The 17,414-nt window shown below is 62.6% G+C and carries 14 protein-coding genes; 12 read left to right on the top strand and 2 right to left on the bottom strand.

The annotated features are described in order from the left end of the window. Positions 1 to 74 precede the first annotated feature (74 nt). Complete coding sequence (locus BMW66_RS04770) at positions 75 to 614, bottom strand: PAS and helix-turn-helix domain-containing protein (protein ID WP_093115988.1); 540 nt, start codon at positions 612 to 614, stop codon at positions 75 to 77. A 93-nt stretch (positions 615 to 707) separates the two neighbouring features. Here BMW66_RS04770 and BMW66_RS04775 point away from each other — a divergent pair, with 93 nt between their 5' ends. The 10 genes from BMW66_RS04775 to BMW66_RS04820 all read left to right on the top strand — a co-directional run bounded on the left by BMW66_RS04775 (position 708) and on the right by BMW66_RS04820 (position 12,881). Then, on the top strand, positions 708 to 2,021 hold the full coding sequence (locus tag BMW66_RS04775) for an acetylornithine deacetylase/succinyl-diaminopimelate desuccinylase family protein (RefSeq protein WP_093116377.1): 1,314 nt from the start codon (positions 708 to 710) through the stop codon (positions 2,019 to 2,021). A gap of 24 nt (positions 2,022 to 2,045) precedes the next feature. After that, positions 2,046 to 3,533 carry an ABC transporter substrate-binding protein gene (locus BMW66_RS04780; RefSeq protein ID WP_093115990.1) on the top strand — a complete coding sequence of 496 codons (1,488 nt, stop codon included), beginning with the start codon at positions 2,046 to 2,048 and terminating at the stop codon, positions 3,531 to 3,533. A 111-nt stretch (positions 3,534 to 3,644) separates the two neighbouring features. Then, on the top strand, positions 3,645 to 4,592 hold the full coding sequence (locus tag BMW66_RS04785) for an ABC transporter permease (RefSeq protein ID WP_093115992.1): 948 nt from the start codon (positions 3,645 to 3,647) through the stop codon (positions 4,590 to 4,592). Next, a complete protein-coding gene (locus BMW66_RS04790) occupies positions 4,589 to 5,407 on the top strand; it encodes an ABC transporter permease (RefSeq protein ID WP_093115994.1) in 819 nt (272 codons plus the stop codon). Before BMW66_RS04785 ends, BMW66_RS04790 begins: the two co-directional genes overlap by 4 nt. Further along, complete coding sequence (locus BMW66_RS04795) at positions 5,404 to 7,017, top strand: ABC transporter ATP-binding protein (RefSeq protein ID WP_093115996.1); 1,614 nt, start codon at positions 5,404 to 5,406, stop codon at positions 7,015 to 7,017. Before BMW66_RS04790 ends, BMW66_RS04795 begins: the two co-directional genes overlap by 4 nt. Further along, positions 7,004 to 8,458, top strand: a complete 1,455-nt coding sequence (locus BMW66_RS04800; protein WP_093115998.1) for an aldehyde dehydrogenase family protein — start codon at positions 7,004 to 7,006, stop codon at positions 8,456 to 8,458. The genes BMW66_RS04795 and BMW66_RS04800 overlap by 14 nt, the downstream gene beginning before the upstream one ends. An 84-nt stretch (positions 8,459 to 8,542) precedes the next feature. Continuing rightward, positions 8,543 to 9,280 carry an SDR family oxidoreductase gene (locus BMW66_RS04805; RefSeq protein ID WP_093116000.1) on the top strand — a complete coding sequence of 246 codons (738 nt, stop codon included), beginning with the start codon at positions 8,543 to 8,545 and terminating at the stop codon, positions 9,278 to 9,280. Positions 9,281 to 9,371: 91 nt separating this feature from the next. Continuing rightward, positions 9,372 to 9,854: an Lrp/AsnC family transcriptional regulator gene (locus tag BMW66_RS04810; RefSeq protein ID WP_093116002.1), complete on the top strand. Its 483-nt coding sequence runs from the start codon at positions 9,372 to 9,374 to the stop codon at positions 9,852 to 9,854. A 117-nt stretch (positions 9,855 to 9,971) separates the two neighbouring features. Then, complete coding sequence (locus BMW66_RS04815; RefSeq protein ID WP_093116004.1) at positions 9,972 to 11,447, top strand: NAD-dependent succinate-semialdehyde dehydrogenase; 1,476 nt, start codon at positions 9,972 to 9,974, stop codon at positions 11,445 to 11,447. Between the two features lie 63 nt (positions 11,448 to 11,510). Beyond that, positions 11,511 to 12,881, top strand: coding sequence for an aspartate aminotransferase family protein (locus BMW66_RS04820; RefSeq protein ID WP_093116006.1), 1,371 nt, complete (start codon positions 11,511 to 11,513; stop codon positions 12,879 to 12,881). A 232-nt stretch (positions 12,882 to 13,113) separates the two neighbouring features. Here BMW66_RS04820 and BMW66_RS04825 read toward each other — a convergent pair whose 3' ends face one another. Continuing rightward, positions 13,114 to 14,259 (bottom strand): iron-containing alcohol dehydrogenase, encoded by a 1,146-nt coding sequence (locus tag BMW66_RS04825; protein ID WP_093116008.1) that lies wholly within the window; start codon positions 14,257 to 14,259, stop codon positions 13,114 to 13,116. 150 nt (positions 14,260 to 14,409) lie between these two features. On the opposite strand from BMW66_RS04825, the gene pepN reads away from it, so the two are divergent. Together pepN and BMW66_RS04835 are read left to right on the top strand one after the other, a co-directional pair. Continuing rightward, entirely contained in the window at positions 14,410 to 16,962 is a 2,553-nt protein-coding gene (pepN, locus tag BMW66_RS04830) for an aminopeptidase N (protein WP_093116010.1), read from the top strand. 5 nt (positions 16,963 to 16,967) lie between these two features. After that, positions 16,968 to 17,396: a hypothetical protein gene (locus BMW66_RS04835; RefSeq protein ID WP_093116013.1), complete on the top strand. Its 429-nt coding sequence runs from the start codon at positions 16,968 to 16,970 to the stop codon at positions 17,394 to 17,396. The last annotated feature ends 18 nt before the right edge of the window (positions 17,397 to 17,414 follow it).

Below are 17,414 nucleotides of genomic sequence, written 5' to 3' on the forward strand. Positions count from 1 at the left end.
GATGAATGATTGTTTAAGACCCGTGTGCTGCGCAGCGGGGGCTCATTGACAAGCCGCCCCCGTGACCATCGCATTTACTGGTCGAGATAGGTCAACTTGGCCAGAAGCTCCGCTGCGTTGCGCACCGAGAACCGGCGCAACAGGCGCGCGCGCACATCGTCAATGGTGCGCGGCGAGAGGCCCAGTTCGTGCGCAATTTCCTTGCTGGTCAAGCCCCGGCCGATTCCGCCCAGAACCTGCCGCTCGCGTGGGCTGAGCGCAACCGGAGGCGTATCCGCGATGCGGGTGAAGCTCATGACCACCTGTGCCAAAGGGTCAGATGGGGTGAGCGAATGTGCCCGGAACCGGCACCAGATCATCACGCCATTGGCAGTGCTCATCATGCGTTCATCAGAGTAATACTCATCGCGTTTGAGTGGCTCCAGCCCGATATCGCGGATACGGTCAAACTCTTCGCCAGAAGGGTAGAGCATCCGAAAAGACTGTCCAATCAGGTCTTCGCGGCGATAGCCCAGCATGCTGGAAAATGTAAGATTGCAGGCGCGGATGATCCGGCACTCTGTCAGCACGATACCAACCGGCGCCTCCTCGAAAGCCAGCGTTTCGATATCCATTTCATGCCCCCATACCGTAGGATTACGGTATTGAGACCGTAGCCGGCTTCGCGCAAGGTTTCACCCTGAATGTGGAAATCCTGCGGGGAAGTGATGGATCAGGCGGTTACTGGGTCTCAGGACGAGTTGATGGCGCGGATCGACGCCAAGCGCGACGATCTCATTTCGCTGACGCAGGCACTGATCCGCATTCCCACGCTCAACCCACCAGGAGACTGTTATCGGGAGATCTGCGAATTTCTCGATACGCGATTGAAGGAGCACGGGTTTGAGACCGAGCTTGTGCGCGCCACCGGAACGCCTGGCGACAGTGACCGCTACCCGCGCTGGAACATCGTTGCGCGGCGCGAGGGGGCCGGAGCCGGAGATTGCGTGCACTTCAATTCGCATACCGATGTGGTCGAGATCGGACGCGGTTGGACCCGAGATCCGTTCGGCGGTGAAATTGACGGTGATCTGATCTACGGACGCGGTGCCTGCGACATGAAGGGCGGTCTCGCGACCTCGATCATTGCAGCCGAAGCCTTCATCGAGGTCTATCCGGACTTTCAGGGTGCGATCGAGATTTCCGGAACGGCGGATGAGGAATCAGGCGGTTACGGCGGCGTGGCCTATCTGGCAGAACAGGGGTTCTTCTCTCCACAGCGCGTGCAGCATGTGATCATACCGGAACCGCTTCACAAGGATCGGATCTGCCTTGGCCATCGCGGTGGCTGGTGGGCCGAAATCGAGACGTTTGGCGAGATCGCGCACGGCTGTATGCCGTTCCTGGGTGATTGTGCCGTGCGCCACATGGGCGCCGTTCTGGAGCGCTTCGAAACCGATCTCTACCCGGCCATGGCGGCGCGGCGGACGGATATGCCGGTTATCCCTGAGGGAGCTCGGCAATCGACGATGAATATCAACTCGATCCACGGCGGACAGCCCGAGCAGGCCGATGACTACACCGGACTGCCGTCGCATTGTGTCCCCGATAGCTGCCGCATCGTTATCGACCGTCGCTATCTGGCCGAGGAAAACCATGCTCAGGTTTCGGGTGAGGTCGAGGCGCTCCTCAAGGATCTGGCGGAAAATCGCAGCAATTTCCGCTTTGCCATGCGCGAGTTGAACCACGTCGCCCCGTCGATGACGGACCGCACCGCACCCGTGGTCACGACGGTCGGAAAATCTGTGCAGGCGGTGCTTGGCAAGGCACCCGACCTTGTTGCCTCGCCGGGCACTTACGATCAAAAACATATTGATCGTATCGGCAAGCTGAAGAACTGTATAGCCTATGGTCCCGGCATTCTTGAACTGGCGCACAAGCCGGACGAATATATCGGCGTGCAGGACATGCTCGACAGTGCCAAGGTCATGGCGCATACGCTGGCACAGCTTCTGCTGCCTCGAGAGGCGCCAAGGACATAGCAATAACTTCAGGGAGAAGAAATCATGACAGTCATTCCGCGCAAACTGGCCTTTGCCAGTGCCCTTGCGCTCGCCGCCGGGATCGGATCGGCGCAGGCGGCACAAACGGACATCACCGTAGCGTTGCAACTGGAGCCGCCGCATCTTGATCCGACCTCGGCCGCGGCCGGTGCGATCGACAGCGTGTTGTATTCCAACGTGTTCGAAGGACTCACCCGTTTTATGGCAGACGGGTCCGTGGTTCCCGGACTGGCGAAAGAGTGGGATATTTCCGAAGACGGGCTGACCTATACCTTTCACCTGCATGAAGACGTGGCCTTCCATGACGGCACGGAGATGGATGCAGAGGACGTGAAGTTCTCGCTCGACCGCGCCCGCGCCGAGGACAGCGTGAACGCGCAGAAGGCGCTTTTCACCGGGATTGCGGATGTGGAGGTCGTGGATCCACTGACCGTGCGCGTGACGCTGAGCGAACCGGACGGGAGTTTCCTGTTCAACATGGCCTGGGGCGATGCGGTGATCGTTGCGCCCGAATCCATCGAGGGGATCAAGAACAACCCTGTCGGTACCGGCGCCTTCAAATTCGCCGACTGGGTTCAGGGCGACAAGATCGACCTTGTCAGAAACGAGGACTACTGGGGCGATGCCCCGGCACTCGAAGAGGCGACCTTCAAATTCATCTCGGACCCCACAGCCGCCTTTGCCGCGGTGATGGCCGAGGACGTGGACGCTTTCGTCGGCTTCCCGGCCCCCGAAAACCTGCCGCAATTCGATGCCGATCCGCGCTTCACCGTGCTGCGGGGCAGCTCGGAAGGGGAAACCATACTCTCCATCAATAACAAGTTGCAGCCGCTCGACGACCTGAAGGTGCGCAAGGCCATTGCCCATGCCATCAACAGAGAGGCGATCATTGACGGGGCCATGTTCGGGCTTGGCACGCCGATCGGCACGCATTTCGCGCCGCATCATCCCGACTATGTGGATCTGACCCATCTGTCGCAATACGATCCAGAACTGTCGAAGGAACTTCTCGCCGAAGCGGGCTATCCGGATGGCTTCAAGACAACGCTGAAACTTCCGCCGCCGTCCTATGCGCGACGTGGGGGCGAGATCGTCGCTGCGCAATTGCGAGCAATCGGGATCGAAACCGAGATTTCCAATCTTGAGTGGGCGCAGTGGCTTGAGCAGGTGTTTCGTGGCAAGGATTTCGGCCTGACCATTATAAGCCACACCGAACCCTTCGACATCGGTATCTACGCGCGGCCCGACTACTATTTCCAGTATGACAACCCCGAGTTCCGAGAGGTCATGGATACGCTGCAACGCACAACCGATCCGGAGGCGCGCTCAGAGTTGCTGGCGCAGGCACAGACGATCATCGCCGAGGACTATGTGAACGGCTATCTCTTCCAGCTTGCCTTCCCGACCGTGGCCAACGCCAAGATCGAAGGGCTGTGGGAAAATGCACCGACACAGGCCACAGACCTGACAGGCGTGCGCTGGACTGATTGATGCAACCCGGATCATTGTCTCTATACTGACAATTCCCCGGACACTTCGATTGTCCTTCCCGGTCCGGTGCCAGCGCATCGGATCGGACCACCTCATGAATGATCGTTTCCCATGATCCGCTACGTTCTCAAACGCACTCTGTCGCTGGTGATCAGTCTTGCGGTGGCCTCTGTCGTCATCTTCCTGGTGATCGAGGTGGCACCGGGCGATCCGGCCGCCTTCATGCTGGGCCTCAACGCCCAACCCGATACCGTGGCCGCACTCAGAACCGAGCTTGGGCTCGATATGTCCAATCCGGAACGCTATCTGGCGTGGGTAGGCGGCATGCTGACCGGCGATTTCGGCACCTCCTACACCTATCGCACCCCGGTGGGGGAGATGATCGCAGACAGGCTCTGGGTCTCTCTGCCGCTCGCGCTTTATGCGCTCGCGCTTTCGACCCTGATCGCCTTTCCTGCCGGGATCTATGCTGCCGCGCGTCGGGGCAAACCTGGCGACATGGCGGTGATGGGCGCAACGCAACTTGGTGTGGCGGTGCCGAACTTCTGGTTCGCCATGATGCTGGTGCTGATCCTGTCCATCAACCTGCGCTGGTTCAGTGCCGGCGGCTTTCCCGGATGGGAGGTCGGCATCTTTCCCGCGATGAAGGCGCTTACGCTTCCGGCGATCGCGCTTGCCCTGCCTCAGGCAGCGATCCTTGCGCGGGTCATGCGCTCTTCACTCATCGACATTCTGGGCGAGGACTTCATGCGCACGGCGCGCGCCAAGGGGCTGACACGGCGACAGGCGCTATGGCGTCATGGAGTACGCAATGCACTCATCCCGGTGCTGACGATCATGGGGCTGCAATTTTCCTTCCTGCTGGCTGGCGGCATCATCATAGAGCAGGTCTTCTTTCTTCCCGGTCTCGGGCGGCTGATCTTTCAGGCTATTTCCGCGCGTGACCTCATCGTGGTGGAAAGCGTCGTGATGCTTCTTGTCTTCTCGGTTGTGCTGGTCAACTTCCTCGTCGATCTGACCTATGCCGCAGTGGATCCCCGACTGAGGAACCGCACATGAAATCGCGCAGTCTGTATATCGGGGCAATCCTCTGCATCGTGGTGGTCTTCGGGGCGCTGATCTCCTTCGTGTGGACGCCGTTCGACATCACCCTGATGGACATTCCCAACAAGCTTCAGACACCCTCGGCTGTGCATTGGTTCGGCACCGATCATTTCGGGCGCGACATCTTTTCAATGATCATGATAGGCGCACGCACATCTCTTGCCGTGGCGCTTGTCGCGGTCGGTATAGGCATGGGGATCGGCGTTCCGCTCGGCCTCTGGGCGGCTGCGCGCACGGGAGGGTGGACCGATGAGATCATCATGCGTTCCAACGATCTGATCTTTGCCTTTCCAAGCCTGGTGATCGCCATTCTGATTACCGCCGTCTTCGGGGCGAGCGCGGTCAACGCAATCATCGCCATCGGCATTTTCAACATCCCGGTATTTGCCCGCCTGACGCGCGGCTCGGCGCTCAGCCTGTGGGAGAGGGAATTCATTCTCGCCGCCCGTGTCTCGGGCAAGAACGCCATCCGGGTTAGCGTGGAACATATCCTTCCGAATGTGATGAACCTGCTGATCGTTCAGGGCACCATACAGTTCAGTCTTGGTATTCTGGCCGAAGCCGGGCTCAGCTATGTCGGACTTGGCGCACAACCCCCGGTGCCAAGCTGGGGACGAATGTTGGCGGATGCGCAGACGATGGTGAGCCTTGCGCCCCATCTCGCACTGATCCCGGGTTTTGCCATTGTGATCAGCGTTCTCGGTCTCAACCTTCTGGGGGACGGACTGCGTGATCTTTTCGATCCGCGAATTCGGGTGGAACGGACATGAACCTGCTGCAGATCGTAAACCTGAACCTTCAGATCGGATCGCTTCCGATCCTGAGAGATGTCAGCTTCTCAATCGCGCCCGGAGAGATCGTTGCCGTGACCGGCGAAAGCGGATCGGGCAAGTCGATGACAGCACTGGCGGTCATGCAGCTTCTGCCGGACCGTGCGCAGGTTACGGGACGCATCCTGCTTGGAGAAACAGACCTCACCAAGGTGGGCGAGGCTCGGATGTGTGCCTTGCGCGGCAACGAGGTCGGCATGGTGTTCCAAGAGCCGATGACCGCGCTCAACCCGGTGAAGACCATCGGCGCGCAGGTGGCAGAAACTATTCTGGTCCATGGCAACGAGGACCGCGCCACCGCCATGACCCGCGCGCGCGACATGCTGGCTCGCGTCGGTCTGCCTGAAGAACGTTTTCCCCTGACCCGCTATCCGCATGAGCTTTCCGGTGGGCAGCGGCAGCGGGTGGTTATCGCAATGGCCATTGCCCGGCGTCCGCGCCTTCTTATCGCCGATGAACCTACGACCGCGCTCGACGTGACGACGCAGGCACAGATCCTCACGTTGCTGAAGGATCTTGTGGCAGAGTTCGGAATGGGGCTCTTGATGATCACCCACGATCTCGCCGTCGTTTCAGACTTGGCAGACAGGATCGTGGTAATGCGCCATGGAGAGGTTGTTGAAACCGGCGAGACACGCGCGCTTTTCGCCAACATGACCCATCCCTATACCCGCGCCCTTTTCGAGGCATCGGCACATATTGTCGATCTGCCCGAAACGAAACACGCCCCCGATCCGATCCTCGAAGTGCGCGAGGCGGTGCGCGACTACCCCTTACCCCGCACCACCCTTTTTGGCCCGCGTGAATACCACAGGGCGGTAAAGGGCGTCAGTTTCACAATCCGAAAGGGCGACCGGATCGGACTGGTGGGGGAATCGGGGTGCGGAAAATCCACACTGACCCGGGCGATCCTCGGGCTGGAGAGGCTTCAGGGCGGTGAAATCCGTGCCTTTGGCAAACCTGTCGGTCCGGGCATGAACCCCGCACTGCGCAGTGGTCTTCAGGTCGTGTTTCAGGATCCCTACGGCAGTTTCAATCCGCGCCACAAAGTGTCCCGCATCGTGACCGAACCCTACCATCTCATCGACAACGCGCCCACCGGCAAAGCGCGGGAAGCAGCGGTTTCGGAGGCGCTCACCGCCGTGGGTCTTCAGCCGTCGGATGCGCGCAAATACATCCACGAGTTTTCCGGTGGGCAGCGGCAGAGGATCGCCATCGCACGAGCTCTGATCATCCGGCCAGAGCTTATCATCTTCGATGAGGCGGTATCGGCGCTCGATGTATCCATTCGCGCACAGATCCTCGACCTGATTGCCGATCTCTCGCGCGCCTATTCCCTCAGCTATCTGTTCATCAGTCACGATCTTTCCGTTGTCCGCACCATCACCGATCGGGTTATGGTCATGCAGGATGGCGAGATCGTGGAGGAAGGCGAGACCGGGCGGGTTTTTGGCGATCCGCAACACCCCTATACCCGTACCCTTGTCGCGGCGGCCCCCATACTGCCCGATGTCCGCCATTTGAAAGAGGCCCTGAATGTCCAATCCTGATTTGTGGTTCGATCCCTCGAAATGTTTGGTTGGCGGCGTCTGGACGCCGCCTCAGTCGGGTGAAACCCTGCCCTTGAGCAACCCGTCCGATGGTACGTTCATTTGCGACATCGCCCGAGGTGGTGCCGCCGACATTGACGCCGCCGTCGCTGCGGCGGCAGAGGCGCGGGCGGGCGTGTGGGGCCGCGTTCCGGCGGTGGAGCGAGGGCGTGTCCTTGCCCGGATCGGTCAGCTTGTGCTGGAAAACGTGGACAGACTCGCGCGACTTGAATCGCTCGACGTGGGCAAACCGCTCAAACAGGCCAAGGCGGACGCGGTGGCGCTTGCCCGCTACATGGAGTTCTACGGCGGTGCGGCGGACAAGCTGCACGGCGAGACGATTCCCTATCTGGACGGCTACACCGTCTACACGCTGCGCGAACCTCTTGGTGTGACGGCCCATATCGTGCCGTGGAACTACCCGATGCAGATTATCGGCCGGTCAGTCGGGGCGGCCCTTGCGATGGGCAACGCCGCCGTTCTCAAACCCGCCGAGGAGGCGTGTCTGACCGCGCTCGCCTTTGCCGATCTGGCGCAGCAGGCCGGCCTGCCCGAAGGGGCCCTCAACGTGGTGCCCGGACTTGGCGCTGAGGCTGGCGCGGCGCTGTCAGCCCATCCCGGTGTGCATCACATCTCTTTCACCGGCTCGGTCGCCACTGGAAGCCTCATACAAGCGGCTGCCGCAAAAAATGTGCTGCCGGTGACACTGGAGCTTGGGGGCAAGTCGCCGCAGCTTGTGTTTGACGATGCCGACCTCGACGCGGCGCTTCCGTTTCTCGTCAATGCCGGGGTGCAAAACGCAGGGCAGACCTGCTCTGCCTCATCGCGTATTCTGGTGCAGCGCGGCGTCTATGCCGAAGTGCTTGACCGCATGGCTGAACGCTATCGCACCCTGACCGCCGCCCCCGCGCTTGACGATGGCGACCTTGGGCCGCTGATCTCATCCCGGCAGAAGGAGATCGTGACCGCCTTCATCGGTCAGGGTTTCGACCTTGAAACCGCCGCAACCGGCAAGGTCGCGGGTAATGCCCCTTCTGGTGGCCACTACGTCGCCCCCACCCTCTTTGCCGATGTTCCCTCGGACCATCGCCTTGCGCAGGACGAAATTTTCGGGCCCGTCCAGGTGCTTATCCCCTTTGACGATGAGCAGGAGGCCCTTGCCATCGCCAACGGCACCGACTACGGCCTTGTTGCCTCGGTCTGGTCGCGCGATGGGGCGCGGCAGATGCGATTGGCGCGCGAGTTGCGCTCGGGTCAGGTCTTTCTGAACAATTACGGCGCGGGCGGCGGGGTCGAGCTTCCGTTCGGCGGCACCGGCAAATCCGGGCATGGGCGCGAAAAGGGGTTCGAAGCCCTCTATGGTTTTTCGCAGCTCAAGACCGTGGCTGCGTTGCACGGCTAGGCGCGCCTTTTCCTCTTGCCAGAACCATCCCGCCGGGACGTGCGAAGGCATCCCGCACCCCGGCCCCAAACATAGGAGAACCCCATGCGTCTCAAGGGAAAAACAGCAATCGTGACTGGCGGCGCCTCGGGCTTTGGCGCCGGTATCGTTGACAAGTTCCTGGCCGAAGGGGCCGAGGTGATGATCGCCGATATCAACGCCGAGGCCGCCGAGGAAAAGGCCAGGTCGGGCGGTCTGGCCTGTCAGGTCAACGTGGCCGACGGCGCCTCTGCCGCGGCGATGGTCGAGACGGCACAGAAGGCCTGGGGTCATATCGACATTCTGGTGAACAATGCCGGTGTCACCCATCTGCCCGCGCCGCTCGAAAACGTGTCGGAAGAGGATTTCGACCGGGTGTTCGCGGTCAACTGCAAGGCGGTCTACCTGACGGCGCGCGCGCTTGTGCCGCTGATGAAAGAGCGCAACGCCGGGGCGATTCTGAATGTCGCCTCCACCGCCGGAGTCAGCCCGCGCCCCAATCTCAACTGGTACAACGCCTCGAAAGGCTGGATGAACACCGCCACCCGCACGATGGCGGTGGAGCTTGCGCCCTTCGGTATTCGCGTCAACGCGATCAACCCCGTCGCGGGCGAGACCCCGCTTCTCAAGAGCTTCATGGGCGAGGACACGCCGGAGGTGCGGGCCAAGTTCCTCTCCACCATCCCTCTGGGCCGCTTTTCCACGCCCGAAGACATGGGCAACGCGGCCCTTTATCTGTGCTCGGACGAGGCCAGCATGGTCACCGGCGTCTGCATGGAGGTCGATGGCGGGCGTTGTATCTGACGGGGTGGATGCGAGGGGCATTGAAACCGGGCGGTTTTGACCGCATTGTCATCCTGCCAGTGCCTGCGCGCATCCCCGACCCGGAGAGAAAATGAAGCTCGACAGCCGAGATATTGCTATCCTTCAGGTCCTGATTGACGAAGGCCGGATCGCAAAGACCGCGCTTGCTGAGAAGGTGAATCTCTCTCCGACCCCCTGCTGGAACCGCCTGCGCAAGATGGAGGAGGCGGGGGTGATTTCAGGCTATCGCGCGCAAGTGGACCTGCGCCGCATCGCGCCGCACACCAGCGTTTTCGTCGCCGCCGAACTTCGTGACCACACCGCGCCGAGCTTTGCGCGGTTCGAGTCCGCGGTGCAGGGGATCGAAGAAATCACCGGTTGCTGGGCGGTCGGTGGCGGGTATGACTATCTGATGCAGGTGATCGCGCCCGACATCGACGCCTTTCAGCGCTTCATGGACGGGCTTCTCGAACGCGATATCGGCTTGGCGCGATACTTTTCCTACATCGTGACGAAGCCGGTGAAAGGGCCTGCGTCCCCTCCGCTTGCTGCCTTGGTAGCAGCAAAAGACTAACTCTCCGTTAATCACGGGAATAAGAGAGGAACTCTCTTCCGGCGTGGTCATATTCAGGCCCAATCCAACTGTGTCTTTCGCGATACTGGCCACGAACCACACAGGAGGTGCGCCCAGATGACACATGACCCGATCCAATTTCCCGTCACTCTTGCCGATATGCGGCTGTTGCGCAGCTTTTCCTATGTTGATGGCAAGTGGACCGGCGCGGGGGACGCGCAGGTGATCGCCGTCACCAATCCGGCTGACGGAACCCCCATCGGTGAGGTCGCGCAACTTTCGGCGGATGAAAGCGCGGCGGCGGTGGATGCCGCGCAGATCGCCTATGACGACTGGTCCACGCGGCTGCCGCAGGAACGATCCACGATCCTGCGCAAGTGGTTCGATCTGATGATCGAGCACCGCGAGGATCTCGCGCGGATCATGGTGGCCGAACAGGGCAAGCCGATCTCGGAGGCGCGCGGAGAGATCGATTATGCCGCGTCCTTTCTCGAATTTTACGCCGAAGAGGCCAAGCGCCCGAATATCGAGGGCGTGACGAGCCACCTGCCCGATGCGGAGGTTGAGCTGTGGCTTGAACCCGTGGGGGTCGTGGCGCTCATCACGCCATGGAATTTCCCCTCTGCCATGCTCATCCGCAAGGCTGCGGCGGCGATCGCGGCGGGTTGCACGGTTCTGGCACATCCGTCATCCGAGACGCCCTATTCCGCGCTGGCACTGGCCGAACTGGCCGAGCGTGCGGGCGTGCCGGCCGGGGTTTTCAATGTCGTCACCGGGCGCGCCAGCACGGTTGTGCCGCCATGGACCGACGACAGCCGGGTGCGCGCCCTGTCCTTCACCGGCTCGACCGAGGTGGGGCGTCTGCTTTACCGCAACTGCGCCGATACGGTGAAGAAACTTGTGCTGGAGCTGGGCGGGCATGCGCCGATGATCGTGTTCAAGGGGGCCGATCTCGACAATGCGGTGGCCGAGACGATCAAGGCAAAATTCGCCACAACGGGTCAGGACTGCCTCGGCGCCAATCGCATTTTCGTGGAGCGGCCGATCTACGAGGAATTCTGCGCCCGTTTTATCGAGGCGACACAGGCGCTTAGCATCGGGATCGGTATGGACGACCCCGACATCGGCCCGCTGATGAACGAGAAAGCCGTGGCCAAGCAGGAAGAGCATGTGGCCGACGCTCTGGCCAAGGGGGCGACGCTCGCCTGTGGCGGGCGGCGGCATCCGCTGGGGCCGCTCTTCTTTGAGCCGACGGTGCTGACTGATGTTCCGGACGAGGCCGCCATCATGCACGAGGAGACCTTTGGCCCGGTGGCGCCCATCACCCCCTTCGATGGGGAGGAAGAGGTGATCCGCCGTGCCAATGACACCGATTACGGCCTGGTCGCCTATCTTCACAGTCACGACCCGCGACGGATCTATCGCATGTCCCGCGCGCTTCAGTTTGGTATGGTGGCCGTGAACCGCACCAAGGTGACGGGCGCACCTATCCCGTTTGGCGGAACCAAGCAATCGGGCCTTGGCCGCGAAGGGGCGAGGCGCGGGATGGAAGAGTTCATGGAAATCAAATACGTCTGCCGTGACTGGGCCTGATCGCGGCGCGACGTGCGTCACCATCCCCGGCAAGCATCAGAAAAGAAACAGAAAGGACAGCACATGCTGAAAAACGATCAACTGGAGCAGTGGGACCGCGAGAACTTCTTTCACCCGTCCACGCATCTGGCGCAATTCGCCCGAGGCGAGGCCCCGCACCGCGTAATCACCAGCGGAAAGGGCTGCCATATCACCGACCGCGAGGGCAACCGGCTGCTGGATGCCTTTGCCGGGCTCTACTGTGTCAATGTCGGCTATGGTCGTCAGGAGATCGCGGAGGCAATTGCCGATCAGGCGCGGGAACTGGCCTATTATCACGCCTATGTGGGCCATGGCACAGAGGCGGCGATCACGCTGTCGAAGATGATCCTCGATCGCGCGCCTGAGAACATGAGCAAGGTCTATTTCGGGCTGTCGGGGTCCGACGCCAATGAAACCAATGTGAAATTGATCTGGTATTACAACAACATACTGGGCCGCCCGGAGAAGAAAAAGATCATCTCACGCTGGCGCGGCTATCATGGGTCGGGGCTCGTGACCGGCTCTCTGACCGGGCTGGAACTGTTCCACAAGAAATTCGACCTGCCGCTGGCGCAGGTGATCCATACCGAGGCGCCCTATTACTTCCGCCGCGACGATATCGAGCAGTCCGAAGAGCAGTTCGTGGCGCATTGCGTGGCCGAGCTTGAGGCGCTGATCGAACGCGAGGGCGCCGACACGATCGCGGCCTTTATCGGGGAGCCGGCTTTGGGCACCGGGGGCCTTGTTCCGCCGCCCGCCGGATATTGGGAAGCGATTCAGAAGGTGTTGGAAAAGCACGACATTCTTCTGGTGGCCGATGAGGTCGTGACCGGCTTCGGACGGCTTGGCACGATGTTCGGGAGCGAGCACTACGGCCTCCGGCCGGACCTGATCACGATCGCCAAGGGGCTGACTTCTGCCTATGCGCCGCTGTCGGGGTCCATCGTTTCGGACAAGATGTGGAAGGTATTGGAGCAGGGCACCGACGAAAACGGGCCTATTGGGCATGGATGGACGTATTCGGCGCACCCCATCGGGGCGGCGGCCGGGGTGGCGAACCTCAAGCTGATCGACGATCTGGATCTGGTGACAAAGGCCGGTGAGAACGGCGCCTATTTCAACAAGGTCATGCGCGAGGCGCTTTCCGCACATGCCAATGTCGGGGAGGTTCGCGGCGAGGGGATGCTCTGCGCGGTGGAATTCATCAAGGAAAAACAAGGACGTATCTTCTTTGACGCGAGCGAGAAGATCGGCGCGCAGGTGGCTTCGGCGCTGCTGGAACGTGGGGTCATCGGACGCGCCATGCCGCAGGGCGATATCCTTGGTTTCGCACCGCCGTTCTGCCTGACTCGCGCCGAGGCGGACGAGGTTGCGGGCAAAACCGCCGAAGCGGCGGCACAGGTGCTTGGCTGAGGCAACGGCGCAACGCGCGGTCCCTGTATGGCAGGGGCCGCGCCTGTCGGGGCGATTTCGAGTTAACCCCTTGATTTTATGGAAAATCGCCTTTCGGTAAAACGTCGGTATTTTGTCGGTATTGCGTCGGTGCCATTTTCCGAAAACCGCCAGATCCGCGCCTTTGGGATAGCGTGCGTTGCCGCGCCGCGGGGGGCAACGCGCGGGCCGCTCCCCTGCGCGGCAACGCCCCTCAGATGCATGCCTCGAACAGAGCGGTGACATTGGCGGCGGTCAGAGGCACCGGATTGCCCCCGCAGCTTGGGTCTTTCAGCGCCATGGCGGCCAGTTCGGGAATCCTCTCCCGGCTCACCCCGAGATCGGAGAGACGACGGGGGATGCCGAGGCTGTCGTTGAAGCCCTGCACGAAGGCGCGGAACCCGTCGAATCCGCCCTCTATCCCGAGATAGGGCGCCGCGCGGTCGAAACGCTCGGCGATGGCCGGGGCGTTGAGGTTGAGCACGGCGGGCATGCAGACTGCATTGGTCGTGCCGTGATGGGTATTGCAGAGCGCGCCGACCGGATGGCTCAGGGCGTGGATCGCGCCAAGCCCCTTCTGAAAGGCGGTCGCCCCCATCAGCGCGGCGCTCATCATGTCGGCGCGGGCCTTCAGATCGCTGCCGTTCTCAACCGCGCGCGGCAGAGCGTCGATGACGATCCGCATCCCCTCCAGCGCGATGCCCTGCGACATGGGGTGATAATGCGGGCTCGAATACGCCTCCACGCAGTGGGCGAAGGCATCAAGCCCGGTTCCCGCGGTCATCTCGCGTGGCAGGCCGATGGTCAGTTCCGGATCGCAGATCACGGCACCGGGCAGCACGCGAGGATGAAAGATGATCTTCTTGGCGCGCGTCGCGGTGTCGGTGAGCACGGCGGCGCGCCCCACCTCGGAGCCGGTTCCGGCAGTGGTGGGCACCGCGACAATGGGGGCGATGGCCGCCGCGTCGGCGCGCGTCCACCAGTCGCCCACATCCTCGAAGTCCCAGACCGGGCGGGTCTGCCCGGCCATGAAGGCCACCATCTTGCCCAGATCGAGCCCGGAGCCGCCGCCAAAGGCGATCACCCCGTCATGGCCGCCCGCAAGATAGGCCGCCACCCCGTCATCGAGATTGGCGCCGGTGGGATTGCTGTCGGCCCCGGCAAAGAGCGCGCGGCCCAGTCCCGCCGCGTCGAGGATATCGAGCGCGTGGCCCGTGATCTCCAGCACGGCCAGCCCCCTGTCGGTGACGAGCAGCGGGTTGCGAATGCCAACCTCGGCGCAGGCTTCGGGCAATTCCGCGATCCGGCCCGCACCGAAGCGGATGGCGGTGGGGTAGCTCCAGTTCCCGGTCAGCGTCATTGTTCTGCCTTTCGCTAAGGTGTCGCGCCGCACCCGGCACGGTCGGTTCATGCCGTCACAGACCCCCGGATCTGTCAATGCGCCATGTCCCTTTGCGGCGCCGGTGCAGGTGCGCTACACCGTGCGCAACAACAGTTGCAGGAGAACGCCATGCGCGACGCGGCACCACAGACGGTCTATCTTGAGGATTACACGCCCTTCGGGTTCATCGTTGAGGCGGTGGACCTGACCTTCCGCCTGCATCCGACGGCGACCCGCGTGCTGTCGCGCATCCGTTTTCTGCCCAACCCGGAGGCATCGGACAGGACCTTCTTCCTGCATGGCGAGGATCTCAGGCTGATCCGCGCGGCGATTGACGGGCGCGAGATCACGCCGGAGCTGAGCGAGGCGGGGCTGCGCGCCGATGTGCCGGACGCGCCGTTCACCTTCGAGGCGGAGGTGGAAATCTCTCCCGCGACGAATACCGCGCTGGAAGGGCTTTACATGTCGAGCGGCATGTATTGCACGCAATGCGAGGCCGAGGGTTTTCGCAAGATCACCTATTACCCCGACCGACCCGACGTGATGGCGCCCTTCGAGGTGCGGATCGAGGGCGATCAGCCGGTGATGCTGTCGAACGGCAACCCCGGCGCGCGGGGCGCCGATTTCGCGGAATGGACCGACCCGTGGCCGAAGCCGGCCTATCTTTTCGCGTTGGTGGCGGGCGATCTGGTGGCCCACCGTGACAGTTTCACCACTGCCTCGGGGCGCAAGGTCGATCTGGCGATCTGGGTGCGGCCCGGAGACGAGGGCAAATGCGCCTTCGGCATGGAGGCGCTGAAGAAATCCATGCGCTGGGATGAGGAGGTCTACGGCCGGGAATACGATCTGGACGTGTTCAACATCGTGGCGGTGGACGATTTCAACATGGGCGCGATGGAGAACAAGGGGCTGAACATCTTCAACTCCTCCTGCGTGCTGGCCAGCCCCGAAACCTCCACCGATGGCAACTTCGAGCGGATCGAGGCGATCATCGCGCATGAGTATTTCCACAACTGGACCGGCAACCGCATCACCTGCCGCGACTGGTTCCAGCTTTGCCTCAAGGAAGGGTTGACCGTTCATCGTGACAGCGAGTTCACGTCGGACATGCGGTCCGCGCCGGTCAAGCGCATCAGCGACGTGATCGACCTGCGGGCACGGCAGTTCCCCGAGGATCAGGGGCCGCTGTCGCATCCGGTGCGGCCGGAAAGTTTTCAGGAGATCAACAACTTCTATACCGCCACCGTCTATGAGAAGGGCGCCGAGGTGATCGGGATGCTCAAGCGGCTGGTGGACGACGACGCCTATCACCGCGCGCTCGATCTCTATTTCGAGAGGCATGACGGCGACGCGGCCACGATCGAGGACTGGCTCAAGGTGTTCGAGGATACCACGGGCCGCGATCTGAGCCAGTTCAAGCGCTGGTACAGCCAATCGGGCACGCCGCGCCTGCATGTGCGAGAGGAATATGAGGGCGACACCTTCACCCTTCATTTCCGGCAGGAGACGCCGCCCACCCCCGGCCAGCCGGACAAGGGGCCGCAGGTCCTCCCGATCGCGGTCGGGCTTCTCAATCCCAATGGCGACGAGGTGACGCCGACGCAGATCCTCGAGATGACGCAAGCCGAGCAGAGTTTCACCTTCGAGGGGCTGCGGGTGCGGCCGATTCCGTCGATCCTGCGCGGTTTCTCGGCGCCGGTGATGCTCGACCATGCGGAGGGAAAGGACCGGCGGGCGTTCCTGCTCGCGCATGACAGCGACGCGTTCAATCGCTGGGAGGCGGGGCGGGAGCTGGCGCGCGAAAGTCTTGTGCAGACGGTCCTGACGGGGGCGGCGTCCGATGCCGCCTATCTCGACGGGCTCAAGGCGGTGATCCGGGACGAGAGCCTCGATCCGGCCTATCGCGCGCTGATGCTGGGCCAGCCGACGCAAAGCGAATTGGCCGGGCTGCTGTATGAGCGGGGCGAAACCCCGGACCCGGAGGCGATTCACGACGCAGCGGAGGGGCTGCGCGATGCCAAGGCAGCCGCGTTTGCCGGGCTGCTGCCGGGGCTTTACGAGGACAATCAGGTGCCTGGCCCCTACAGCCCGGACGCGCAGAGCGCGGGGCGGCGGGCGCTGGCCAATGCGGCGCTGTCGCTTCTGAGCCGCCGCGATCACGGCGCGCAGGCGCAGGCGCAATACGACCGCGCCGGCAACATGACCGAGCAGCTTTCGGCGCTGTCGGCGCTGATCGACGCGGGCAAAGGCGATCTGGCGCTGGGGCGGTTCTATGACCAATGGCAGGGCGACCGGCTTGTCATCGACAAGTGGTTCGCGCTTCAAGTGATGCTGGCGGCGCCGGAGGAAACCGCGGCGGTGGCCGAGCGGCTGACGCAGCACCCGGACTTCGACATGACGAATCCCAACCGATTCCGCGCGGTGTTCGGTGCGCTGGCGGGCAATCACGCGGGGTTCCATTACCGGGACGGCGCGGCCTACCGGCTTCTGGCGGAGTGGTTGATGAAGCTCGATCCGCTCAACCCGCAGACCACGGCGCGGATGTGCACCGCCTTCCAGACGTGGAAACGGTATGACGCGGACCGGCAGGACATGATCCGCGCGCAGCTTGAGCGAATCGCGGCGCTTGACGGGCTGAGCGGCGACACCTCGGAAATGATCGGCCGTATCCTCGCGGCGTGAGCGGGATGGGCACAGCCCTCACCCACCGCAGCCAGGGGCGCAGCGTGAAGACGGCGGTGGGGCTCGCGCTCGCCTGGGCGGGGCTTGGGGGGCTGGTGCTGATCGGGGCGATGTGGTGGATCGTGGCGCTTCTGGCGCTGTTCACGCTGCCGGCGTTCTGGGATCTGCTGGCCAACCCGACCTCCGGCCTGACGCTTGACGACGCGGGGCTGCGCTGGTCGAGCCGGGGGCAGGAGATCGACCTGCCGCCGGCGCGCATCCGGGTGATGCGATTCGACACGAGGCTCGATCTGTCGGTGCGGGTGACGGCCATTCTGATCGATGGCGGCAAGCTGCGCCTGCCCCATGACGTGCTGCCACCACACAAGGCGTTCGAAGCCGCGCTTCGGGCGCGCGGTATCGCCACAGAGCGGCGTCATTTCACACTCCTTTAAGTAACTTTTAACATAATC

This window comes from Salinihabitans flavidus (assembly GCF_900110425.1).
Lineage (GTDB): Bacteria > Pseudomonadota > Alphaproteobacteria > Rhodobacterales > Rhodobacteraceae > Salinihabitans > Salinihabitans flavidus.